This window comes from Photobacterium ganghwense (assembly GCF_003025595.1).
Classification (GTDB): domain Bacteria; phylum Pseudomonadota; class Gammaproteobacteria; order Enterobacterales; family Vibrionaceae; genus Photobacterium; species Photobacterium ganghwense.
On the sequence record NZ_PYMI01000004.1, the window covers coordinates 605,607 to 629,406 of the forward strand.

The following is a 23,800-nucleotide window of genomic DNA, read 5'->3' on the forward strand; positions in this document are numbered from 1 at the left end:
GAGAGTTACAGGACGCAGCCAATCAAGATCTCGGCGGAAGCAAGCCGGTACGAATATCATGCAACAGCAAACGAAGTCGCTTTTCAATTTCGATGATTGCAAAAAACACCACTCCGACAACGACAATGATCACCCCGTCCCAGCACGGCACGGCCTCGGTGGCAAAGAGCGCCTGCAATGGCGGCAGATACGTCATGGCAAACTGTGCCGCCGTGACACACACGATTGTTGCCCAAACCACTTTGGTTCCGACAATCAACTCCCATTTCAATGACGTGCCATAAATATTTCGGATAAAGAACAGATGGAAGATTTCCATCACCACAAGCGTATTCAGGGCAATGGTACGCGCCAATTCGACGGAATACGCCTGCTCGACAGCATAGGCGTACATCCCGAACACCCCGCCAAGCAGCAAGAGTGACACAAAAATAATTCGCCATGCCAGCTCACCATTCAGAATGGGCTCATACCGCGGTCGCGGCGGTCGTTGCATGGTGTTCTTTTCTGTCGGTTCAAACGCCAGTGCAATCCCAAGGGTGATCGCAGTGATCAGGTTCACCCAGAGGATCTGGATCGGGGTAATCGGCAGCGTCATACCAAACAGGAGCGCAACCACGATCGTCAGCGCTTCACCGGCATTGGTAGGCAAGGTCCAACTGATGACCTTCTTGATGTTGTCATAGACCGTTCGCCCTTCACGCACAGCGGCAACGATTGAGGCAAAATTATCATCAGCCAACACCAGTTCCGCCGCTTCTTTCGCGGCTTCACTGCCTTTTCGCCCCATGGCGATCCCGGCATCGGCGCGCTTGAGTGCAGGTGCATCGTTGACGCCGTCGCCGGTCATCGCAATCGTCAGGCCATGCGACTGCAGTGCCATGACCAACCGCAATTTGTCTTCCGGACTGGTGCGGGCAAAAATGTCGGTTTCCATCACTGCCGCCGCCAGCGAGCTATCGTCCATGCCAGCCAGATCAGCACCGGTTAACACCTTGTCAGGGTTCTGCAGCCGGAGCTGTTTGGCAATGGCCGCCGCGGTTCCTTTGTGATCGCCGGTGATCATTTTTACGCGGATCCCGGCGGTATGGCATTCAGCGATCGCAGCAATGGCCTCTGGGCGCGGCGGATCAATCAGCCCGACCATACCAATGAAAACCAGATCCTGCTCAACATCGGTAAATTCCAGCACGGTATGCTCCGGCGGTACCGGTTTGACCGCAAAGGCAAGTACGCGCTGTCCCTGCGACGCAATATCCTCTGCCTTCTCATGCCAGTAGCCAGGGTCAAACACTTCACTGTCGCCCACTACCGTACGTTGCCGGGTACACATCACAAAAATCTGCTCCGGCGCTCCTTTCACTGCGATAAACGCGTGGTTCTCGTGGTCATGAATCAGGGTCGCCATAAAGCGGTGTTTGGCATCAAACGGAATCACATCAGTTCGCATCCATCCTGACAGCTCGTCGGTGAGATCAAGACCGAGCTTGCCACTCAGTGCCAGCAAAGCGCCTTCCATCGGGTCACCCAGCACCGCCCATGCACCGTCACTGCAATGCAGGGTCGCGTCATTACACAGCGCCGCCACTCTGCCAATCTCATCCAAAATAGCGTGCTCGCTCGCACTGACTGCCACCTCATTTAAGCGGATTTCTCCTTCCGGCTCGTATCCCACACCATCCAGGGAAAAGACGTGCGATTCCGTTACCACACTCACCGCCATCATCTCATTACAGGTCAGAGTGCCGGTCTTGTCCGTGCAGATCACCGATACTGCGCCTATGGTTTCAATCGCAGGCAAACGCCGGACAATCGCATTGCGACGCGCCATGGCCTGTACACCTACGGCCAGCGTGATAGTCAGTACCGCCGGAAGCCCTTCCGGGATAGCCGCAACGGACAAGCCAACCACAGCCATGAACATATCGGAAAATGCAAAGTTTTCGACAACATACCCAAAAACCAGCAGCACGGCGGCAAGCAGCAAAATGAGGGCGGTTAACCAACGAGCGAACACATCCATTTGCCGGAGCAGCGGGGTGGTTAAAGTTTCAACGGTGGAAAGCATACCGCTAATCCGGCCAAGCTCAGTGCTAGCACCGGTGGCCACCACCACTCCCCATCCTATCCCGCTGGTCACCAGTGTACCGCTGTATGCCATGCATACCCGATCACCAAGCGGCGTGCTGGGCGCAACGGCATCAGTGTCTTTTTTCACGGGAACAGACTCACCGGTCAGTATCGCTTCCTGAATTTGCAACCCGTTGACCTGCACAAGTCGCAAATCGGCAGATACCTTGTCACCGGCTTCCAACAGCACAATGTCACCCGGCACCAGTTCTTCCCCATCTATGGAACGGCGGATACCCTCCCGTCGCACCGAGGCTTTCAGTGCCAGCATATGGCGGATAGCATCCATTGCTTCTTCGGCCTTCCCCTCCTGAAAATACCCGATAACTGCGTTCACAATAACAACAGCCAGAATTACACAGGTATCGGCAATGTGGCCCAGCACCGCCGTCATCGCCGCAGAGCAAAGAAGCACGTAGATAAGAATATTGTGAAACTGACGCAAAAAGCGGAGAAAGGGATGCTGTCGAGGAGGAGCCGGTAAGCAATTGGGACCATAGGCATTGAGACGCTTCGCTGCTTCATCAGAAGACAGCCCGTCTCTGTTTGCGTTCAGGGTATCAATCGCATCTTCCGATGCCATCTCATGCCATAACTGGTCAGCTTTATTTTGCATCTCTTCAGTAATGATGTATTTCGGCGCTTAGCTCACCTAATAATCATGAACCAAATCGTGAAGTCACATCATTCCTTTCTTGATACGCCCGGCTATTGAGTCACTTTGCTGAGACACAACACAACTAAAAAACACCCAGCAAACACCCAGCAAACATTTGAAAAAACAGAAAAGAGGGTGTATTTCAAGAGAATCTAAAATTCACTGTCTCACCCCAATAACGGCAGGCACGGTTGAGCACTCAAGTGAAGTAACTGTAGTACTGAGATAGAGGCAGCAACACCGTGAGATCACAGATAAAGAAAGACAGCATCCTTTCCTCACTGCCGAGCCATACCACGAAGACTGCTTTTCATTGGACTGGTACGGTTTTATTGACTGACTTTCCTAAAATGACTTAATTGAAATCATTTTAATAAAAATGATAGATCACTAATTTATATTTATTTTTTAAAAACAAGCCCACTTTAAAAAAACAGGTATCAAGCCATATTAAATAACTGACTATTCTCATATTTATTTTATACCGTAAACATCTATCAAATTAGGAAGATAAATTAAAATCAATCTTCTTATTTCAGAGAATTAAATCTCCCATTTATGGGTTTGGTTCGATATTCTAATATATGTAAAAAGCTGCCCTCAATTCACAATTCTTGCCAGAGGATACAATGAATAACATCAAAAAAGTCCTGATGGGCATTGCCCTTACCCTAGGGACAGGAGCAATAATTAATACGGCTCAGGCCTGTACCCGGGTGATCTACAAAGGAACAGAGAACCTGGTCATGACAGGAAGAAACATGGATTTTAGCCTGCCTATTCCGGCCAATCTGTGGCTGTTTCCAAAAGGAATGGACAGAGACGGTAGTGTGGGTCCGCATTCCGTTCAATGGAAGTCAAAATATGGCAGTCTGATCGCCAGTTCTTGGGATATTGCCACAACAGACGGAATGAATGAGAAAGGGTTAGTCGCGAATTTGCTGTGGTTACTGGAAAGTCGCTATCCGGAGTCAGCACCTTCGTCAACTCATCCTGGTTTGGCTATTTCGATGTGGGCGCAATATGTGTTAGATAACTTTGCAACAGTTGCTGAGTCAGTAGAACAATTATCAAAAGAGTCATTTGTTGTCGTCACGGACATGATTCCGGGCACACAGAAAATGACTACGGTGCATATGTCTATCTCGGATGCTACGGGTGACAGTGCCATTTTGGAGTATATTGACGGGAAACTGGTGATTCATCACAACCCCGATTATCTCGTCATGACAAACGATCCGCCGTACCCTGAACAATTAGCAATTCAGAAGTACTGGCAAACCATTAGCGGCTCTGATTTTATGCCGGGTACGGTAAAATCATCCGATCGATTTGTCAGAGCGAATTACTTTATCAACAATACCCCAAAAACGGATGATGAACGCGTGGCGACAGCCGTTCTCATGAGCATCATGCGTCATACCTCAGTACCGTATGGCTATTCCATCGCGGGCCATCCGAATTTGTCCAGCACTCAATGGCGAGTCGTCGCCGATCAGACAAATTTACGATATACCTTTGAAACAGTTCTCTCACCCAACACTTTCTGGGTAGATTTGAAACAGTTGGATTTTTCCGAAAGCAGTTCGGCAAAAATGCTGGATGTCTCATCCGGCCAAATCTACGCGGGCGAAGTCTCAGCACATTTTCATGACGCCAAGCCCTTTAAATTCCAAGGACTAGCTCTCTAAGAGCTCAGAAAAATTGGATTTGTATGGGTTGGATGAGCCAAATTTCAGATACAAAAAAGCCGCTGTTAAACAGCGGCTTTTTTTAATGTGGCGGAGAGATAGGGATTTGAACCCTAGATACGCTATTAACGTATGCCGGTTTTCAAGACCGGTGCTTTCAACCACTCAGCCATCTCTCCGTAAGTGCAGGCATAGTAATGGAGTCCGTTCAGGTTGTAAAGGCACATAGAAACCAAGTGATTACTTAGCCGCCACCAAGGGGACATTTGTTGATTTTTGCTTCATTTTGTAAATAGACACTGGCAAACAGTGACCAACATAGCGCATATTAATTGAAACGAATCATGCTTGTTATGCCAAGATGACGGATAAATTCAATGATAAGGAGGAACAATGTCCCTCGTTCAAGCGACTCTGACGCTCCCTGCACATCTTTTGCCTGGCGGCATTGAACCGGAGGCGTCCGTATTTGGCTTCCGTGAAGTCAGCAGACACCATCTTGAAGCCGATATAAAGTCCGGTCTGACGCGATTTATTTTTATGCATCCCATTCCAGAGCTGGACGAAAAGCAATTTGATCAGGCCGCAGAGCAATTTATGTGGAGAATGGCGAAAGGCACGCCTTATCAGGTTGATAAATCATTTACCAAGCCAGCACGCCATGAATGCCGCAGTTTTTTCTACAAGAAAAATGCGCTGTTCATGGAAGAGGCGTCGCTGGAATCGATTCTGACGAAATAACCGGTAACTGGGTTAAAGCCTTTCTCCAGACACCCGCTCAGGCATTTTCTGCTTCTTTTATGCGGAGCAAATAAACAAGGCGCTCATTTTGAACGCCTTGTTTATTGGATAGAGGTTATTGAATCAGTTTTATTGTACTTATTTAGCCGCCACGAACGTCGATTTCAGACGGCTGAACATCTTAACAACCACCAACACAACAGCCCCACTAAACAGACCCACAGCCGCGTTAACAAACGCCGGTAACATCCAGCTACCGCCCGGCACCACCGATGCCCGCTCAGCCAGATGGTCCAGAATAATGTGCGAGTGTGGCATGCTGTGCACCACAATACCTCCCCCGACCAGGAACATGGCGATAGTGCCCACAACGGCCAGCGTCTTCATCAGATATGGTGCTGATTTTATCAGGCTGTTGCCGATCCCACGCTTAAACGTTCCCGGTTCACTCCGTTTTTCCAGATACAACCCGAGATCATCAAGCTTAACAATGCCGGCCACCAGCCCGTAAACTCCGATGGTCATAACGATAGCAATAGCACTGACCACAAGCACCTGGGTCAGAATAGGCACCTCCTGCACCGTCCCGAGGGCAATCACGATGATCTCAGCAGAAAGGATAAAATCCGTACGGATTGCCCCCTGGATCTTATTGCGTTCGAATTCAACCAGATCCTCAGCCGCATCCATCATCTCCAACTGATCAGACTCTTCAGGGCGAGCAGGGTGCAGCACTTTTTCGAGCACCTTTTCGAAGCCTTCAAAACACAAAAACAGCCCCCCCATGAGCAGCATCGGCATGATCAGCCAAGGCGCAAAGGCACTGATGAGCAAGGCTGCCGGCACCAGAATGAGCTTGTTCCGAAACGACCCTTTGGCCACTGCCCAGACGACAGGAATTTCTCGTTCAGCCCGGACACCAGCCACTTGCTGTGCGTTCAAGGCTAAGTCATCACCCAACACCCCTGCTGTTTTTCGCGCCGCGACCTTACTCATGACTGCGACATCATCCAGTACCGTTGCGATGTCATCTAACAGGGTTAATAAACTTGCTCCAGCCACCAGACACCTCAATATTTATCGATATTACTGTTTCTAACCATAGGGCCAGTTAGCCTTTCGTGGCGGAAAATCGTTCAGTAGAAAAGCATCCCGACAGGCCCTGATAAGCGCCATCCTGAAAGGCCAACACACCTTAGTGAACAATTTTATTTTTGCTGATTATCTCGCGATGACAGCAAACGCCCACTAAAATGTAACAGGATATTACCATTATTTGTTTATGTAGCTAGACATAAATTACCTGACTGCTCATTGGGTTATGTCACTTTAGGGGTTCCCGGTTAATCATAAGGCTCATTGCCAAGGACACAGCTGGCTTGTGCGAGGTTTTGTGCCTATGGCAATTGCCATTGCCCTGATTGTGATTGTCATAGCTTCAATCGCATTCCACTTCCTCAGCCCCTGGTGGTTAACGCCTGCTGCTTCAAACTGGGGGGAAATTGATGACGCCCTGACACTGACTATTGTCATTACCGGGGCGTTTTTTATCGGCATTAACCTGCTTATCGCCTGGTTAGTGATTCGCTTTCGCCATCGTAAAGGCCACACTTCCTCTTATCAGCCGGATAACAAACGCCTGGAACATTGGCTGATAGGACTGACTACCATAGGGATTATCGGCCTGCTGGCTCCGGGCCTGTTCGTTTACGCCAAATTTGTCAGTGTGCCGGACGACGCTAAAATCATTGAAGTTGTGGGGGAGCAATGGAAATGGAGCTTTCGTTTTCCCGGCGACGATGATCAACTGGGAAAATCCAGTATCAGTTTTGTCTCCCCCGGCAACCCGCTGGGGCTGGATCCGAATGATCCGGCTTCTGCCGATGACAAAATCATCGTCAGCCCTGAACTGCATTTACCCCTTTATACCCCGTATAAGGTGCTGCTCCGCTCCAAAGACGTGCTGCACGATTTCAACGTTCCTCAGTTTCGCGCCAAGATGGATCTGGTGCCCGGCACCGTGAGCCATTTCTGGTTTACCCCGACCCAACGCGGCACCTTTGACATCCTCTGTGCGGAGCTCTGTGGTGTCGGCCACTTCAACATGCGAGGCCGGGTCGTGGTTGAAGACGATGCGGCATTCGGCCGCTGGCTGGCACAACAACCAACCTTTGCCCAGACGCAGCAGCCTAAAGAGGCTGGCGAAGTAACCGATCTTGTGGCAATGGGCAAAACACTGTCTGAAGTGAACGGATGCATCGGCTGCCACAGTCTGGACGGTAAACCCGGCGTGGGACCAACCTGGCTAGGCTTATACGGCAAAACCGAAACGCTGTCGGACGACACGAACGTCAAGGTCGATGACGCCTATCTCAGAAAGTCGATCCTCAATGCCAGTGCCGAAATCGTCAAAGGGTTTCCGAGTATTATGCCGGTTTACCAGTTCTCCGATCAGGAAGTGGATGCCCTGATTGCCTATATCAAAGCGATTTCTGCTCCGCCGCCTTCCGGGGAACCGACAGGCAGTAACCAGTCAGAAGGAGCCGAGTAATGTTTGACACCAGTGACTATGCCCCCAAAGCTCATCCCCAGTCCTTCTGGACAAAATACGTCTGGAGTCAGGATCATAAAGTGATTGCGATTCAGTACTCGCTGACCGCAATCGCGATGGGTTTTATCGCATTGGTGCTGTCATGGCTGATGCGTCTGCAAATCGGCTTTCCCGGCCAATTTGATTTTATTGATGTACATACTTATTACCAGTCACTGACCCTGCACGGGATGATCATGGTGGTTTACCTGCTGACGGCCCTATTTTTAGGCGGATTTGGGAATTATCTGATACCACTCATGGTTGGCGCGCGAGACATGGTATTCCCGTTTCTCAACATGCTGAGCTACTGGTTCTATCTGGTTGCGTCACTGATTCTGGTTGCCAGCTTTTTTGTCTCTGGCGGCCCGACCGGCGCAGGCTGGACGCTTTACCCGCCTCAGGCCATTTTACCCGGTACACCCGGTACCGATTGGGGCATCGTGCTGATGCTGATTTCTCTGGCGGTCTTCATCGTTGCCGCGACGATGGGCGGCCTGAACTATGTCACGACGGTTTTGCAGGCGCGTACCCAGGGTATGACGCTGCTGCGCCTGCCGCTAACAGTATGGGGAATATTTACCGCATCTGTGATGGCTTTATTAGCGTTCCCTGCCCTGCTGGTCAGCGCCATCATGATGCTGTTCGATAAACTGCTGGGCTCCAGCTTTTTCATGCCCGCCGTCATTTCCATGGGACAACAGGCCGATTACGGCGGCGGCAGCCCGATTCTGTTCCAGCACCTTTTCTGGTTCTTCGGCCACCCTGAAGTTTACATCGTTGCCCTGCCCGCGTTCGGGATTGTGTCTGATCTCATCAGTATTCATGCCCGAAAAAACATTTTCGGCTATCGGATGATGGTGTGGGCCATTGTGGGTATTGCAGCGCTTAGTTTTATTGTGTGGGCGCACCATATGTATGTCAGCGGGATGAACCCGTATTTCGGTTTCTTTTTTGCGACCACAACGCTAGTGATCGCCGTTCCCACTGCAATCAAAGTCTATAACTGGCTGCTGACACTGTGGAACGGTGATATTCATCTCAGCCTGCCGATGCTGTTTGCCATTGCTTTTATGAGCACCTTTATTATCGGGGGGCTGACCGGACTGTTCCTGGGTAATGTGGTGGTCGATATTCCGCTGTCTGATACCTACTTTGTGGTGGCACATTTCCATATGGTCATGGGGGTTTCCCCGATTCTGGTGATTTACGGCGGTATCTATCACTGGTATCCCAAAGTCACCGGTCGCATGCTCAATCCGGCACTGGGACATATCCACTTCTGGATCACCTTTATTGGCACTTACGCCATTTACTTTCCGATGCACTACCTCGGCATCATGGGCATGCCCCGCCGGTATTACGCCTATGAGAATTACACCTTTATTCCGGAGTCTGCCCAAAGTCTGAATGCATTCATCACCATTGCGGCGCTGGTTGTCGGCGCGGGCCAGCTGATTTTTCTGTTTAACATGTTCTGGAGCCGAAAATACGGCAAAGTCGCTGACAGTAACCCGTGGAAAGCCACCTCACTGGAATGGTTCACACCACAAACCCCACCCGGCCACGGCAACTGGGGCGATTCTCTGCCAGTGGTGTATCGCTGGGCGTACGATTTCAGCGTGCCGGGTCATGACCGAGACTTCATTCCGCAGACAGAACCGCAACACCCCGTTACGGAAAGTCCTGAGCCAGAATCCCCCACTGCAGCTTCAAAAGGGGGTGGCCCGGATACCCCCGTCAAAGCAAATAAGGAGCGATGATGGCCAATCCCGATTCCAAACCGGCATCTTCACCGCAGTCTAAGCCCGAAGTAACAATGCGACTGGCGACGCTGACCACAGACCCGGATGCGCGGTACATCCCACGCGGCATCACACCTCCCGCATCCACCGGACTGTGGGTACTCATGATGGTCATAACCGTGATGTTTCTGCTGTTTACCGCCGCTTACCGGATACGCATGACCCTGCCTGACTGGCAGACGCTCAATGAACCGTGGCAGCTTGGCATCAGCACTGCCATGCTGGTGATGAGCTGTATCACCATGCATTTGTGCTACCGCCAATCAACCCTACTGCCTTCTCTTCGTGCGAGCATTACCCTGCTGAGGATGACCGTCCTGTTTACACTGGCATTTATCGCCTCACAGTTATGGGCCTGGCAGTCTCTGATAGACAGCGGACTGGGAGTCAGCAGCAATCCGGCCAGCAGTTTTTTTTATCTGTTAACCGGTATGCACGGACTGCATGTGCTGGGCGGCCTGCTCGCCCTTGGCTGGGTGGTCTGGCAAGCCTTTCGCGGTCAGCGTAACAAACTGAACCCGGCGCTTCGACTGTGTACCCGCTACTGGCATTTTCTGCTGTTCGTCTGGCTGTTTCTGCTCGGACTGCTGCGCTTTACCTGAGGATTCCCATTATGAATGAACCTGCCTCCCGTACGGTTACCACAGACACATTGCCCGACGACGGTCAGTGGGCATCCATTATTGAAGATTATGCCGGTGATAAGGCGGTATTTCACATCTCGCCCATGAAAGCCATGATGTGGATTTTCCTGCTCAGCGATATTTTCGTCTTCAGCTGTTTTCTGGTCGGGTATATGTCAGTACGGATGACCACCACAGATCCCTGGCCGTTGCCCAGTGAAGTATTCGCCCTGACCATTGGAGGACAGTCGATACCGCTGATCCTGATCGCCATCATGACCTTTATCCTGATCACCAGCAGCGGCACCATGGCGATGGCGGTGAATTTCGGGTATCAGAAACGGCGGGAAATGACTGCCCTGCTGATGGTGATCACTGCTCTGCTCGGCATGAGTTTTGTCGGCATGCAGGCCTTTGAATGGAGCAAACTGATTGCAGAAGGTTTCCGTCCCTGGGGGAATGAAAGCGGTGCAGCCCAGTTTGGTGCCAGTTTCTTTATGATCACTGGCTTTCATGGGTTACATGTCAGTGTCGGGGTCATTTATCTGCTAACCGTCGCCTTAAAAGTGTTACGGGGTGACTATGAGCGGCGGGGCAATTACGAAATCGTCGAAATTGCTGGTCTGTACTGGCACTTTGTAGATTTGGTCTGGGTATTCATCTTCGCGTTGTTCTATCTGTGGTGATACCCGCTTTCATCGAATGTTAAACCAGTCCGGCAGCAAGGAGGATGTATGTACAATACCACTTCGCCAACCGAAACAGGTTCCGGCCACACCGCTCAGGGGCAGCGACACCCGATTGGCATCTACCTGAAGGTCTGGCTGATGCTGTTTTTTCTCAGCACCATGTCCTACCTGGTGGATTATTTTCATCTGGAAGGGTTGTTGCGCTGGAGCCTGATCCTGCTGTTTATGGCACTGAAAGCCGGGCTGATCGCTGCAGTATTCATGCACATGCGCTGGGAAAGGCTGGCACTGGTTTATACGATCTTTCTGCCGCCGCTGGTATTGTTGGTATTAATCGGCCTCATGGCGACTGAAGCTGACTACATTTTCCAGCTCCGCGAGTTTTTCTTTACAACATTATCAGGCTGAACACTCTTAGCTGAATTCACTCTGACACTTAATATCAGAGGCATTGTCGATATCATCGCCGTCATCGATATTCGAGATGAAGTCGATATTAGAAGAAACGTCAGAAATCCGGAATGACCTCGCGGAACCCACAAAAAACTCCCCCAGCAAATAGCAGGGGGAGTTTCTATTTGTAAGCTCGTTGTACGTAATCTGGTTGATTCTAACAATCAACGGCTCCTAACAATTACTTCTATCTAACAATTAATTCTATCTAACAATTAATTCTATCTAACAATTAATTCTAACTACGAATTACGTCTGGCTCACCAGTCACATCTACTTATCTACTTTACGGCATCACATGCAGAAACCTGTCCCAGCGGTTATGCAGTGAGACCAACCATCGCGGTGGCGATTTACCGGTACCGGCAGGCTGCAGCTTATTATGCGCCAGCGTTACGTTCGCCAGCGTCAACTCCTGCTCGGGCTCAACGTCCACCATCAGAACATGGCGACCGGATTTCAGCACCTGCTTGAATTTCCTGAACTGATAATGCAGCTCCTGAAAACCAAACAGCCCGCCTTCCCAGGTAATAAATCCCAGTACAACAATTGCCAACATAATAAACGGCAACCAACCTACGGTGTCGGTCACGCCTGACATATACGCAAAAAATAAAATCAGCCCGGAAGCGGCTACCCCAATAACAGCTCCAATTTCCGTTGAATGAATCACATCATTGCGCAAAAAAGATTTCACCGGATGCAGGTGATGATGGCTGGCAACCTCGGCATCATTGTCGGTAAGTACGTGGATTTGTGAAGAGCCTATCCCGCTCAGTTCTAATTCATATTCCACTAACTCAAGGTCGTCTAAGTCATCGCTAATGTAAAAGACCCGAATCATTTCGGCCTCCTGACATTTCGATATTGACGGGTGTGTTAATAATTTTACTACATTGACGTCAAAACGTATGGGCAATCTGCCTCTTACTGGTGCCGATTCACCCTGACATTTCCCTGACATTTCTGGCGAAGATCACCGTTTACAATATGTGCTGACAACATACTGAAACCAATGGCTCTTATCCATTACAGGTAATGACAATGAAAAAAATGGCGATGTTTGCAGCAATGCTGATGGTGCTGACAACCACAGGCTGCCAACTGACACATGTTGAAGGTGAAGTTGACGGCGTTAATATTCGCGCAACCACCAATGATCGTGATTACGGCGGTCCACACAGCCACGGTGGCGGCTTCTGCCCTCCGGGCCAAGCCAAGAAAGGCAATTGCTGATTCTTGCCTGCCAAAAAATAAAAAAACGCTGGTTAAGGTAACCAGCGTTTTTTTGTATGGTCGTTATCACGGACGAGATAGAAGCTACGATCAAAAGCTACTCAAAAGCTACTTTCATATGATGCATCAGCGAATACCACTGACGCATCACTGCAACATTAACCTCGTTAGCTTCTTAATACCCCGTCAGCTTAGTTAGCGTAACGAGATACATCCAGACCTGTTGAGTCGATATCCGTTTGCTTACCGCTCACGATGTCAGCCAGCAGACGAGCAGAACCACACGCCATCGTCCAGCCCAGAGTACCGTGACCTGTGTTGGTGTACAGGTTCTTGATGTGCGTTTTACCGATAATTGGGGTACCGTCCGGCGTCATTGGGCGCAGGCCAGTCCAGTATTCCGCTTTGCTGATATCGCCACCGTTCGGGAACAGGTCGCTGATAACCATCGCGATGGTTTCTTTACGCTTCTGTGGCAAGTTGTAGTTAAAACCAGCCAGCTCTGCAGTACCGGCAACACGAATACGGTCATCGAAACGTGTCATGGCCACTTTGTAAGTTTCATCCATTACCGTTGAAACCGGTGCTTCGCTTTCATTGGTAACAGGCATTGTCAGTGAGTAACCTTTAACAGGGTAAACCGGCAGTTTGATACCCATTGGTGACAGAAGCTGCGGTGAGAAGCTGCCCATTGCAACAACATAGTTGTCAGCTTTCAGCAGACCTTTGTCGGTGTGAACGCCACGGATCTGACCGTTTTCTTCCACCAGACGCTCAACTTGTGTGTTGAACAGGAATTTCACACCGGCTTTTTCAGCCATGTCAGTCAGTTGCTGACAGAACAGGTAGCAGTCACCCGTTTCATCGTCAGGCAAGCGAAGACCACCCACCAGCTTGTGCTTCACGCCTTCCAGACCTGGTTCCACAGCGATACAGCCCGCCACGTCCATTTCTTCGAAACGCGTGCCGCTTTCAGCCAGTACTTCGATGTCTTTCTTCACAGCTTCCAGCTGAGCTTCGGTACGGAACACCTGCAGCGTACCTTGCTGACGGCCTTCGTAATTCAGATCGTGTGATTTGCGCAGGTCAATCAGGCAGTCACGGCTGTAGTTCGCGATGCGCAGCATACGTGATTTGTTCACCTGATAGTGACGGTAGCTACAGTTCACCAACATTTGTGCCGCCCAACGGTACAGCTCAGGTGACGCTGAAGGTTGTACTTTAAACGGCGCGTGTTTTTGCATCAGCCATTTGATCGCTTTGGTCGGAATACCCGGAGCAGCCCACGGCGATGAGTAGCCGTAAGAAATCTGGCCGGCATTAGCAAAACTGGTTTCTTCTGCGCTGCGTGGCTGACGGTCGATCACAGTCACATCGTGACCTGCCTGACGTAAAAACCAGGCTGATGTCAGACCGACAACGCCACTACCTAATACGATAACTTCCATCCCTTTCCTCACTTATGGCTGATTCTTATTGGTATAAATGAAAACGAGTGAAGAATGCGGGATTTACATTTCCCTAACAATCGATATTATTTAACAGCAGTATTTAGTTTTTCTAAAACCTTTAAAATCCGGATTCTGTTTGTCTTACCGAGTCAGTCAAACAAACCCATAAAATCTATCAGGAATTCGTCTGACACATGAAAAGCGCCACATTCGCCGGACTGGCAACCTTCGAGGCCGTAGCCCGTCACGGAAGCCTGACTCAGGCTGCGAAACAGCTGCATTTGACAACCGGGGCATTAAGCCAGCAGATCAAGCTGTTAGAACAGCGGTTAGATTTAACTCTGTTTGAACGCCATTCGCGCGGCCTGACCCTGACGCCGGAGGGGAAACAGCTGTATATGGTGGTCAATAACAGCATTGAAGCCATCGAAAAAGTGCTGGAGCAGTTACAAGGGCCCTCGCAGAACAATGAAGTACGGCTCAAGCTCACACCGTCGTTTGCATTTAAATGGCTGGTGCCGCGATTACAGGATTTTTATCGCCTGCATCCTGACATCAAGGTACTGACCTTTGCCGATGGCGCACTGGTTGATCACCGAGATTCCGGTGTCGATCTGATCATTGATTACTGCCAGTCTGCCAATGCACCGGCAAAGGCCAAACTGTTGATGGAAGAGTATCTGGTACCGGTGATGAGCCCGGATTATTTTTCCGGCGCTGACTGGCATCTGCCTAAAAGCTGGCAGAATGTCACCCTGCTGCACGATGCGATGCCGTGGCAGGGAGCCGATAAAGACGATGAATGGCGTTTCTGGTTTGACAGTCAGGGCTGGGCCTACGAAAACACCCAGGGGCACTATTTCAACCGAACCGATATGGCAATGGCTGCCGCAGAGGCCGGGCTGGGGATTGCCATGGCTCGACGGGCGTTGATCAGTCCATTCCAAGTCCAAACTCAGGTGAAAACACCAGAGCAAGCGACATCCGGAACACGCAGCTCATTGGTTTCTCCGTTTGAGCCGGTGCCTGCACAAGCCGGATACTATCTGTTTCAGCACCGTACCAACCCGGCGATTGATGCCTTCTGCCACTGGCTGAAAGGGGTGGCATCCGACGCCGGTTTAAGCGACTAAGCCCCGTTTCCTCTGCAGAATTTCGGATTGTGTTGCCGAGCTGTGCTGTCGGGTTGTACTGACATAGTAGTGCTGAAATCGCAGTGCTGACATCGTAGTACTGACATAGTACTGCTCTGCAACCTGTGTCACCGGATAAAAAAATGGCTCCGTCTTACGGAGCCATTGTCTGTAACGTCGCGACGTAAACACTTGACGTCGAGGTTTCAGATACAAGTTCAGGTGCAGGTTTCAAGGTCAAACTTTCAGGTAAAGCGTTCAGGTAAAACTTTCAGAAGCCCAATCAGGTGTGGCTACGCCCCCGGATCAGCAGCAACAGGAAGTAACTGCCACCTATCACAGACACCAGCGTACCTGCGGCGATCTGCATAGGGTACAGCATCACTTGCCCCAACCAGTCAGCAAATACCATCAAGCAGCCTCCCACCAGCGCCGCCACCGTCAGTTGTGACTTCACCACTTTTGCCCCCAGCATCACTGCCATGTGTGGCGCCAGCAATCCGATGAAGGCCACCGGCCCCATTGTCGCCGTCACCGATCCGCACAGCAGCGCCACCACGCCAAGCAGAATCACACTGGTCAGTTGCACATTCAGCCCTCGTGCAGACGCAAACTTCCGCCCAGCGGAAATCAGCGTTAACCAGCGGGATGTCGCCAGCGTGAAGGCTGTCAGAGCCGCCACCACGGCCATCAACAGCAGGGCTTTCTCCGGCGTTACCCGGTAGGTTGACCCTGCCAGCCAGCTGATGATGCTGTAGCTGTCTTCCGTTCCCCGAGCCAGGGCAAACTGAACCAGCGCTTCAATCAGCGCACTGACGGCAATTCCAATCAGAATCATACTGGACGGGGCAAACTGATGGCGTCGTCCCAGCAGCAAAATCACAGCCAGTACCGCCATACTGCCAATAAATGCAGTCAGCGATCCGGCGGCAAAGATACTGTTGCCGAGAAAAATACTGCTGGCCACTAGGGCAAACGTCGCCCCTGCAGAGATCCCGAGAATATCCGGGCTGGCAAGCGGGTTATAAATCAGCCGCTGCAAAATGGTCCCGGCCAGGGCCAACCCGACACCAGCACACAATGCAGTCAGCAACCGCGGCCAGCGCAGTGCCCACTGATAGTCCCCCGGTAACGCAAAAGAAGCACCCGACTCGGCGGGATGGTATGTCAGGCTCAGCGCCGCCAGCCCGATAATCATCAGACCCAGCACAGGAAGCGTTGCGGTTGCCAGCCGATCACTGCTTGGCGGGAGTTTGATCGACAATTGATCCTGCGCTTTGAGTTTGCGCCGGGCAAACCAAATCAGCGCCGGCGCGCCGATAGCAGCAGCCGTTGTGCCACTTGGCAGAGCATCCGTTGTCCATTGGCTCAGCCAGAGGGCAGCGCTGTCAGTGAGCAGGAGCAGCAGGCTACCGAGAAACATACTCACCAACAGCTCAGTACGCGGAGTACGAGCCCCTACTGCGCGAGCTATGTTAGGGGTCAACAACCCGATAAAACTGATCACGCCTACCGCAGTGATTGAAGCCGCCACCAGCCACAATCCCAGCCCGATCAGCAGGATAAACATCGGGATCACGTTCAAGCCGCGGGCTGCTGCTCCCTGATGACCTAACCGCATCAACGTCAGTACCCGCGGTGCGAACAGCAGGATCAGCACCGACACTGTCAGCCGCGGCCATAGCCATTGCACCCACTCCCAGCCATTCTGGGTTAAATCACCGGCTCCCCAGATAAACACATTCTGCGCATATTGCTCGTTAAGCAGAATGATGGCTGTCGCCAAGGCACCCAACAGGATATTCACCACCATTCCGGCCAGTACCAGTGGTAAACCGGTCATATTACGCGGCCCGGCAATGGTAATGACCAACAACAGCGCCGACATCGCCCCGACCATCGCCACCAGTGCCTGCAAATCGGCGGCATTATCAGGAAACCAGACATTCAGAATAATCAGCGCCAGCCAGGCACCGGAGGAGGTTCCCAGCGTCAGCGGCGAGGTCAGTGAATTCTGGGTCAGCTGCTGCATCAGGCTGCCCACCAGCCCCAACATCGCGCCCACCATCACTGCCATCACCATTCGCGGCAACTGAGCGTAAACAAAAGCAAAATCGGCAAATTCTTCCGCCGGTGTACCAAACAGCAAATCAATCTGTCGAGCCAGTGTTACATCATTGCCAATTTGCAGACTGCCTGCAGCCAGCAGGCCCAGGCCCAGGCCCAGGCCCAGCGTCAGAAATGGCACATAAGTCATTGAACGAGACATTATTTCGGTGCGATCTCCAGCAGGCTTTGTGCCATTCCCTCGCCGATATAGCGAATCGACATCGCGCCGCCATAATTCCAGACCGATGGCACACTGTTAACATGATTCAGACGTACAAACGGCATCGCTTTCCACAGTACGGATTTCTTCAATGCCTCGGCATCATTAAACGGCTCAAAATACAGTACATAACCATTGCCGACATGCTGTAAATCGGTAATCCGCTTTTGCACAATGCCCCATTCCGTCGCAGGCTGCGGCAAGGCCGTTTGCAAGCCCAGCTTCTGCAACGCGTATTCGGTGGTGGAGTTCTCACCGTAGATGTACACCGAGGTCTTGTTGGCAAAGCGCATCGCCGCCACTTTTGGCAACGGTTCACCAAATGCCGTGGTCAACTGGGTTTTCAGCTCTGCAAAACGGGCATCCATCGCGGCCAATTTTTGCTCCGCCAGCGTGGATTTACCCACCGCTTCTGCGATGTAGCGGTAGTTCTGAATCGCCATTTCGGCGCTGTTGGTCTCTTTACTGTAAGTGCTGTAATACAGCACTGGCGCGATGCTTTCCAGACGCGGGATCAGGTCTTTTTGCGGGGTCGCCGCCAGGATCAAGTCCGGCTTCAGCGCGGCCAGCTTTTCCATATTCGGCTCAGCGCGGGTGCCAAGATCGTCCACCCCGTCAGGCATCGCAGGCTTGACCACCCACTCGCCGTAATCTTTGATATTTGGCACGCCAACCGGCACAACATCCAGCTCCAGCAGTTGCTCTGCCAGATCCCAGTTCAGTGCAACAATGCGTTTGGGCGGAGTTTGCAGCTCATGCTGTCCCCGGCTGTCTGTCACAGTGATAGCAGCGACGCCCGGCAGGCTCATCAGACAGCCCGTACCGATCACCGCAGCCCTGATGTACCGGTTCAGCCGAATCCGTGACGGGAAAAACCGCGACACAGATAACCATGAAGAACGCGGTCCACCGGCTGATTTTGAGGCTGAATCCGAGCCTGTGAGGGAAAATAGAGAAGTAAGCATTAACATACCACGGCTACCTTATTGGATTGTGACGATGCCGCCGGAACAGGATGATCAATCAGTTTGATGTCAGTGCCGTACAGTTCAGACAGCTGCGCTTCACTCAGCATCTCGCGGCTCGGGCCGTTAAACACCACTCGGCCCTGCTTCAGCGCCACGATGTCAGTGGCATAACGCAGTGCCAGATTCAAATCGTGCAGGATCACGATAATTCCACAGCCAGTACGGGCATTGAGGTCGGCCAGTAATGCCATCAGCTGGTATTGATGACTGATGTCCAGCGCCGAGGTCGGCTCATCCAGAATTAATACCGGCGACTGCTGAGCGAGCAACATCGCGACCCATGCCCGCTGGCGCTCCCCGCCGGACAGCTGATCCGCGAGACTATCAGCAAAAGGCAATGTCCCGGTCTGTGCCATCGCCTCGTTGATAATGTCATTGTCCTGTTTCTGCCAGCGACCAAAGGTACCCCGCCACGGGAAACGCCCTAGCCGAACCAGCTCCCGGACGGTCAGTCCGGCTACTTCCGGCAGTTTCTGCGGCAAGAATGCGATTTCGCGGGCCAGTCCTTTAGCTGACAAATCAGTGAGAAGGTGCCCGTTCAGGCTGACGGTACCGGCATCCGGAGCTACCTGCCCCGACAGCAGATTCACCAACGTCGATTTTCCGGAGCCATTGTGGCCAAGTACCACCGTCAAGGCATCACTTTTGATGTTCAGTGTCTCGATAGCCAGGATATCCCGGCCATCGCGATGCATACGTATATTATTCAGTTCAAACATGGTTCAGTCTTCCCCAAAAAGGCTGTTACTGAAATAGGCAAGCCGAGCCGGGCAAAACACCCGACTCGGCTTAGTCATTAACGCCAGATATGATCGGCGCGCTGAAGTGCATTACCAGCGGTAATTCAGGCTGGCCACTATGCGGCGTGATTCACCGTAGTAGCAGTAGTAATCGCAGCTCGATACATACTCTTTATCGGTGATGTTGTTGATGTTCAGCTGTGCCTGCCATGCACGGTTGATGTCATACTGCGCCACCGCATCCCACAGGGTGTACGCTGCGACCTGACGATGACTGCTCGCCGGATTGTCCACCGTCGTGCCGACATAGCGCATGCCACTGCCCAGGCGGAAGCCTTCCAGACCCGCGGAGGTAAAATCATAGTCAAACCATGCCGAAGCCATATGACGAGGAATCATCCCAGCACGCTGTTTGCCTTTACCGTAGGTTTCATCAGTACGTGCATCGGTATAGGTGTAACTGGCGGTCAGTTTCAGGTCATCGGTAATGTACCCGACCCCTTCCAGCTCCACGCCTTTAGACTTCACTTCCCCGGTCTGGGTTTTCACCCAGGTGTTCGGGTTTGTCACCAGCGCATTTTCCTCTTCCAGATTAAACCAGGCCAGGTTGATGTAACCGTCAAACGCATCTGGCGTATATTTCACACCGACTTCGGTTTGCTTGCCTTTCAGCGGTTTATAGAGTTCGTTCGTGGCTGTGTCGATAGTGGTCAGCACTTCAAACGATTCTGAGTAGCTAACATAAGGCGACATACCATTCTCAGCCAGGTACATCAGACCGGCATTCGGCGAAAACTCGCTGTCGTAACGCGCTTCGCGGGTATCGGCCGTGCCGTTTTTGTTCTGTGTCTCGACGTAGTCAAAACGGCCGCCAACAATACCTACCCACTGGTCATACAGACGCATCTGATACTGGGCATACAAACCCGCCTGCTGCTTACTGATGCGGCGATCAATCGCCGTATTCGGGTCAATCGGGGTAAAGTTGCCGTATTGCGGGTCAAACGCATCAATGGTGCCGAAACTGTAGCTGTCCAGCTCTTTGCCACTGTTGCGGTGCGATTGCAGATCCAGGCCAAGCAACAGAGTCTGCTCGGTATAATCGCTATACCAGCGCCCTACCGCTTTGTTGTCCACGGTGAAACTTTCGGTATCACCATCGCGGAAAACCAGACCGCGTTGCAGCGTAGTCGATGAATCGCTCGGGAAAGCATAAGTACTGCGCAGCAACAACTTGTTGTAACCGTATTTGGCGTTCTGAGCGAACTCCCAGGTATCGTTAATCTGGTGATCAAGCTGGTAGCCCAGAGAGACCTGAGTACGACGGTAGCGATCATAATCCGGCTCACCCAGATTAGTGCTTGGATCGATTTTCCCAAACGGCGTGTCAATCAAGGTACCGTACGCCGGGAAGAAACCGTTGGTCGGCACTCCGTCGTCATACAGCACGCTGGCCAGCAGGGTCAGCGTGGTATCGGCAGAAAGATCAATCACCAGGCTTGGCGCAAAGTAGTAACGGGTGTTCTCCGTGCCGTTCAGCTCACCGTCACCGTCTTTGAACATACCCACGATACGAAAACGCATATCATCGCGGCCATTCACCGAATCGGAAACATCAATGCCAACCTGTTTGTGGTCTTTGTTGCCAGCCTGAACATTAATTTCCCCGCGCGGCTCGTACGTTGGCTTTTTGGTGACCGCATTGATCACTCCACCCGGAGGCGCCTCACCGTAAAGGATAGAGGCCGGGCCTTTGAGCAGCTCAACCCTGTCGAGACCATAAGGTTCAATCATCCAGCCGTAGTAACCGTCTTTGAACAGACGGCTGCCATCGAGATACGTTGCCGCATCAAAACCACGAACCTTCAACCAGTCTGTATCGTTATCTGCACCGTATGGCGCCGACAGCACACCCGCGTTATAGCGAAATGCTTCATCCAGCTTCTGAACCTGATGAATGTCCAGATCGTCCCGATTGACCACAGAGACTGAAGTCGGCGATTCTGCCATCGGCGTGGCCACTTTCAACGCCGAGGCTGTTACCACGATGGTTTCATCAGGTGCCTGAGCCTGCTCACTGGCCTGCGCGACAACCGGTGTACACAACACAGCCAGTGAAAGGGGAAAAAGAGGTGCCTGGCAGGTTTGCTTGATCAGGCGGGCAAGTTTGCTTTGCATCGGAAGAATTGTCGGCGACATCCGTTTAAATACCTCGAAATACTACACGTAATAAATATGGGAATTATTATCATTAGTATTATGTGGTTATTTTGCGGTAAAATAAATGCCTGAAATCAACTCTTTCATATTTAATTAATACTTATATTAATAACACTGCATAATGGCAATATTTCGTATTTAGAGCCAATATTTTGCCACTAAACCCTATTATAAAAGTGGACAAACTCCGGTTTTTATCTTTATTAATTATTTAAAAATAAAGACTTTTTTATCTTTGGTAATTGTCAGATAGAATACCCTCTTCAGGCTGAAAACCGAGCCTGTCTGAATGCTTTTCCAAACAATGGATAGATGAAAATATGTTCAAGTTTTTTGAAAACTTAACGGCGGCTTTTCCCCGGCAGGAACCGCAACAGCCACCCGGCAGCCTGTTTGCGTTCTGCCGTCATTACACGCGTGGGTTTGAGCTTCCCCTGCTGGCCATGTCGATACTCAGTGCGCTGGTTGCGATTGTCGAAGTTACCCTGCTGGGCTTCATGGGCCGGTTGGTTGATATGCTGGCCAACCACAACCCGGACACACTGTGGGCAGAAGAAGGCTCAACCATCATGATGATGGGCTTTCTGGTGATCGTGGTAATTCCGGTGCTGGCATTCTGCCACTCAATGATCATGCACCAGTCACTACTCGGTAATTATCCGATGTCGATCCGCTGGATGGCACACCGCTATCTGCTGCGTCAGAGCGTGTCTTTCTATCAGGACGACTTTGCTGGCCGTATTGCCACCAAAGTGATGCAAACAGCACTGGCAGTGCGTGAAACCGTGATGAAACTCGTCGATGTACTGGTGTATATCAGTGTGTATTTCACCTCGATGATCATCATGATGGGTAACTCCGATTTTTACCTGATGCTGCCTATCTTTGCCTGGCTGTTAGCTTATATCGGTATTCAGTTCTATTTCGTGCCGCGAATGAAAAAAGTCGCCACAGAACAAGCTGATGCCCGATCGTTAATGACAGGCCGTATCGTTGACAGCTACACCAATATCGCAACGGTCAAACTGTTTTCTCACACAAATCGTGAAATGGAATATGCCGAGCAGGGTATGCGTGGCTTCCTGAAAACAGTTTACGGCCAGATGCGCCTGGCGACCTGTTTTGTCCTGAGTGTTGATGCCATTAACTACCTGTTGCTGTTTACCGTGGCGGCAGTGTCGATTGGCCTGTGGATGAACGCGGCTGTGACCGTCGGCGTGATTGCTGTCGCCATCAGTATCGCTCTGCGTATTCAGGGGATGTCGAAGTGGATCATGTGGGAAATCGGGGCGCTGTTTGAAAACATCGGTACCGTTATTGATGGCATGAAGACACTGTCTAAACCTATCGCAATTGAAGACAAGCCCAATGCTCCGAAACTGAACGTCAATCATGGCAGCATTGAGTTTGACAATGTCAGCTTCCACTACGGTGAAGAAGAAGGCGTTCTGGAGAAACTCAACCTATCCATCAAACCGGGTGAAAAAGTGGGCCTGGTGGGTCGCTCCGGGGCCGGTAAATCCACCCTGGTCAACTTGCTAATGCGTTTCCACGACGTCGAGTCCGGTGCCATTAAAATTGATGGTCAGAACATTTCCGACGTCAAGCAGGACTCACTGCGCAGCCAGATTGGTATGGTAACGCAGGATACTTCATTGCTGCACCGCTCGATCCGTGAAAACATTCTCTATGGTCGCCCGGATGCCACCGAAGACGATCTGCTACGTGCCACACGTCAGGCGCATGCTCATGAGTTTATTGAGAGATTGTCAGATCCACACGGCAACGTGGGGTATGACGCTCAGGTAGGTGAGCGCGGGGTGAAACTCTCCGGCGGTCAGCGCCAACGCATTGCCATCTCGCGGGTGCTGCTGAAAGACGCACCGATTCTGGTGATGGATGAAGCAACGTCGGCCCTGGATTCGGAAGTCGAAGCGGCGATTCAGGAAAGTTTGTACAAGCTAATGGAAGGCAAAACAGTGATTGCAATTGCTCACCGCCTGTCGACCATTGCAGAGATGGATCGTCTGATCGTGCTGGATAAAGGCAAGATTGTCGAAGAAGGCAGCCACAAGGCACTGCTGGAGAAAAATGGCCTGTACGCTCAGCTGTGGGCACATCAGACCGGTGGCTTCATCGGCGACGTGCTGGAAGAAACTGCCTGAAAGCCCTTTTGCCAGTATCGCGATGTTGAGGCTGAGTCTCACCCATCGAGCGCGCTAAGCTGACTCGGTAAAAAACCCACTGCCATGCAGTGGGTTTCTTTTTTTCATCTCACCACAA

At 51.4% G+C, this 23,800-nt stretch carries 18 protein-coding genes and 1 tRNA gene; 10 read left to right on the forward strand and 9 right to left on the reverse strand.

The features are described 5' to 3' along the window. Positions 1 to 22 precede the first annotated feature (22 nt). Positions 23 to 2,746: a cation-transporting P-type ATPase gene (locus C9I92_RS17060; RefSeq protein ID WP_047886172.1), complete on the reverse strand. Its 2,724-nt coding sequence runs from the start codon at positions 2,744 to 2,746 to the stop codon at positions 23 to 25. A gap of 671 nt (positions 2,747 to 3,417) precedes the next feature. Between C9I92_RS17060 and C9I92_RS17065 the strand changes: the two genes are divergently transcribed. Further along, a complete protein-coding gene (locus tag C9I92_RS17065; protein ID WP_053061893.1) occupies positions 3,418 to 4,479 on the forward strand; it encodes a linear amide C-N hydrolase in 1,062 nt (353 codons plus the stop codon). An 88-nt stretch (positions 4,480 to 4,567) separates the two neighbouring features. Here the strand turns inward: C9I92_RS17065 and C9I92_RS17070 are convergent. Next, a tRNA-Ser gene (locus tag C9I92_RS17070) sits at positions 4,568 to 4,658 on the reverse strand. Between the two features lie 214 nt (positions 4,659 to 4,872). On the opposite strand from C9I92_RS17070, the gene C9I92_RS17075 reads away from it, so the two are divergent. Beyond that, complete coding sequence (locus C9I92_RS17075; RefSeq protein WP_053061894.1) at positions 4,873 to 5,220, forward strand: hypothetical protein; 348 nt, start codon at positions 4,873 to 4,875, stop codon at positions 5,218 to 5,220. A 138-nt stretch (positions 5,221 to 5,358) separates the two neighbouring features. Here C9I92_RS17075 and C9I92_RS17080 read toward each other — a convergent pair whose 3' ends face one another. Then, positions 5,359 to 6,282: a DUF808 domain-containing protein gene (locus tag C9I92_RS17080; RefSeq protein WP_047886173.1), complete on the reverse strand. Its 924-nt coding sequence runs from the start codon at positions 6,280 to 6,282 to the stop codon at positions 5,359 to 5,361. A gap of 337 nt (positions 6,283 to 6,619) precedes the next feature. On the opposite strand from C9I92_RS17080, the gene C9I92_RS17085 reads away from it, so the two are divergent. The 5 genes from C9I92_RS17085 to C9I92_RS17105 are packed head-to-tail and all read left to right on the forward strand — an operon-like array spanning position 6,620 to position 11,335. Beyond that, positions 6,620 to 7,771: a cytochrome c oxidase subunit II gene (locus C9I92_RS17085; RefSeq protein WP_047886174.1), complete on the forward strand. Its 1,152-nt coding sequence runs from the start codon at positions 6,620 to 6,622 to the stop codon at positions 7,769 to 7,771. Further along, entirely contained in the window at positions 7,771 to 9,573 is a 1,803-nt protein-coding gene (gene ctaD, locus C9I92_RS17090) for a cytochrome c oxidase subunit I (protein WP_047886175.1), read from the forward strand. The genes C9I92_RS17085 and ctaD overlap by 1 nt, the downstream gene beginning before the upstream one ends. Beyond that, positions 9,573 to 10,217 (forward strand): cytochrome c oxidase subunit 3, encoded by a 645-nt coding sequence (locus tag C9I92_RS17095; protein ID WP_242551915.1) that lies wholly within the window; start codon positions 9,573 to 9,575, stop codon positions 10,215 to 10,217. Before ctaD ends, C9I92_RS17095 begins: the two co-directional genes overlap by 1 nt. Positions 10,218 to 10,228: 11 nt before the next feature. Further along, positions 10,229 to 10,924, forward strand: coding sequence for a heme-copper oxidase subunit III family protein (locus tag C9I92_RS17100; RefSeq protein WP_084712628.1), 696 nt, complete (start codon positions 10,229 to 10,231; stop codon positions 10,922 to 10,924). 48 nt (positions 10,925 to 10,972) lie between these two features. Next, complete coding sequence (locus C9I92_RS17105; protein ID WP_047886176.1) at positions 10,973 to 11,335, forward strand: cytochrome C oxidase subunit IV family protein; 363 nt, start codon at positions 10,973 to 10,975, stop codon at positions 11,333 to 11,335. 331 nt (positions 11,336 to 11,666) lie between these two features. Here C9I92_RS17105 and C9I92_RS17110 read toward each other — a convergent pair whose 3' ends face one another. Then, positions 11,667 to 12,224, reverse strand: coding sequence for a hypothetical protein (locus C9I92_RS17110; RefSeq protein ID WP_047886177.1), 558 nt, complete (start codon positions 12,222 to 12,224; stop codon positions 11,667 to 11,669). Positions 12,225 to 12,424: 200 nt separating this feature from the next. Between C9I92_RS17110 and C9I92_RS17115 the strand changes: the two genes are divergently transcribed. Further along, on the forward strand, positions 12,425 to 12,616 hold the full coding sequence (locus C9I92_RS17115; protein WP_047886178.1) for a hypothetical protein: 192 nt from the start codon (positions 12,425 to 12,427) through the stop codon (positions 12,614 to 12,616). 191 nt (positions 12,617 to 12,807) lie between these two features. On the opposite strand, the gene C9I92_RS17120 is transcribed toward C9I92_RS17115, so the two are convergent. Then, a complete protein-coding gene (locus tag C9I92_RS17120; RefSeq protein ID WP_047886179.1) occupies positions 12,808 to 14,064 on the reverse strand; it encodes a D-amino acid dehydrogenase in 1,257 nt (418 codons plus the stop codon). A gap of 197 nt (positions 14,065 to 14,261) precedes the next feature. Between C9I92_RS17120 and C9I92_RS17125 the strand changes: the two genes are divergently transcribed. After that, a complete protein-coding gene (locus tag C9I92_RS17125; RefSeq protein ID WP_047886180.1) occupies positions 14,262 to 15,200 on the forward strand; it encodes a LysR family transcriptional regulator in 939 nt (312 codons plus the stop codon). Positions 15,201 to 15,483: 283 nt separating this feature from the next. Here the strand turns inward: C9I92_RS17125 and fhuB are convergent, their stop codons facing one another. The 4 genes from fhuB to C9I92_RS17145 form a co-directional block, all read right to left on the reverse strand. Beyond that, positions 15,484 to 17,469, reverse strand: coding sequence for a Fe(3+)-hydroxamate ABC transporter permease FhuB (gene fhuB / locus C9I92_RS17130; protein ID WP_107193889.1), 1,986 nt, complete (start codon positions 17,467 to 17,469; stop codon positions 15,484 to 15,486). Further along, positions 17,469 to 18,389, reverse strand: coding sequence for an iron-siderophore ABC transporter substrate-binding protein (locus C9I92_RS17135; RefSeq protein ID WP_443147143.1), 921 nt, complete (start codon positions 18,387 to 18,389; stop codon positions 17,469 to 17,471). Before C9I92_RS17135 ends, fhuB begins: the two co-directional genes overlap by 1 nt. Before the next feature lie 104 nt (positions 18,390 to 18,493). Then, positions 18,494 to 19,276, reverse strand: coding sequence for an ABC transporter ATP-binding protein (locus tag C9I92_RS17140; RefSeq protein WP_047886181.1), 783 nt, complete (start codon positions 19,274 to 19,276; stop codon positions 18,494 to 18,496). A gap of 111 nt (positions 19,277 to 19,387) precedes the next feature. Further along, on the reverse strand, positions 19,388 to 21,496 hold the full coding sequence (locus C9I92_RS17145) for a TonB-dependent siderophore receptor (protein WP_047886182.1): 2,109 nt from the start codon (positions 21,494 to 21,496) through the stop codon (positions 19,388 to 19,390). Positions 21,497 to 21,837: 341 nt separating this feature from the next. Between C9I92_RS17145 and C9I92_RS17150 the strand changes: the two genes are divergently transcribed. After that, positions 21,838 to 23,682 carry an ABC transporter ATP-binding protein gene (locus tag C9I92_RS17150; RefSeq protein WP_047886183.1) on the forward strand — a complete coding sequence of 615 codons (1,845 nt, stop codon included), beginning with the start codon at positions 21,838 to 21,840 and terminating at the stop codon, positions 23,680 to 23,682. Positions 23,683 to 23,800 lie beyond the last annotated feature (118 nt).

Excerpts from the sequence above, each read along its gene's own strand:
- C9I92_RS17060 (WP_047886172.1), bottom strand. The coding sequence starts at position 2,746 with ATGCAAAATAAAGCTGACCAGTTATGGCATGAGATGGCATCGGAAGAT.
- C9I92_RS17065 (WP_053061893.1), top strand. The coding sequence starts at position 3,418 with ATGAATAACATCAAAAAAGTCCTGATGGGCATTGCCCTTACCCTAGGG.
- C9I92_RS17075 (WP_053061894.1), top strand. The coding sequence starts at position 4,873 with ATGTCCCTCGTTCAAGCGACTCTGACGCTCCCTGCACATCTTTTGCCT.
- C9I92_RS17085 (WP_047886174.1), top strand. The coding sequence starts at position 6,620 with ATGGCAATTGCCATTGCCCTGATTGTGATTGTCATAGCTTCAATCGCA.
- ctaD (WP_047886175.1), top strand. The coding sequence starts at position 7,771 with ATGTTTGACACCAGTGACTATGCCCCCAAAGCTCATCCCCAGTCCTTC.
- C9I92_RS17095 (WP_242551915.1), top strand. The coding sequence starts at position 9,573 with ATGGCCAATCCCGATTCCAAACCGGCATCTTCACCGCAGTCTAAGCCC.
- C9I92_RS17100 (WP_084712628.1), top strand. The coding sequence starts at position 10,229 with ATGAATGAACCTGCCTCCCGTACGGTTACCACAGACACATTGCCCGAC.
- C9I92_RS17105 (WP_047886176.1), top strand. The coding sequence starts at position 10,973 with ATGTACAATACCACTTCGCCAACCGAAACAGGTTCCGGCCACACCGCT.
- C9I92_RS17110 (WP_047886177.1), bottom strand. The coding sequence starts at position 12,224 with ATGATTCGGGTCTTTTACATTAGCGATGACTTAGACGACCTTGAGTTA.
- C9I92_RS17115 (WP_047886178.1), top strand. The coding sequence starts at position 12,425 with ATGAAAAAAATGGCGATGTTTGCAGCAATGCTGATGGTGCTGACAACC.
- C9I92_RS17120 (WP_047886179.1), bottom strand. The coding sequence starts at position 14,064 with ATGGAAGTTATCGTATTAGGTAGTGGCGTTGTCGGTCTGACATCAGCC.
- C9I92_RS17125 (WP_047886180.1), top strand. The coding sequence starts at position 14,262 with ATGAAAAGCGCCACATTCGCCGGACTGGCAACCTTCGAGGCCGTAGCC.
- fhuB (WP_107193889.1), bottom strand. The coding sequence starts at position 17,469 with ATGTCTCGTTCAATGACTTATGTGCCATTTCTGACGCTGGGCCTGGGC.
- C9I92_RS17140 (WP_047886181.1), bottom strand. The coding sequence starts at position 19,276 with ATGTTTGAACTGAATAATATACGTATGCATCGCGATGGCCGGGATATC.
- C9I92_RS17145 (WP_047886182.1), bottom strand. The coding sequence starts at position 21,496 with ATGTCGCCGACAATTCTTCCGATGCAAAGCAAACTTGCCCGCCTGATC.
- C9I92_RS17150 (WP_047886183.1), top strand. The coding sequence starts at position 21,838 with ATGTTCAAGTTTTTTGAAAACTTAACGGCGGCTTTTCCCCGGCAGGAA.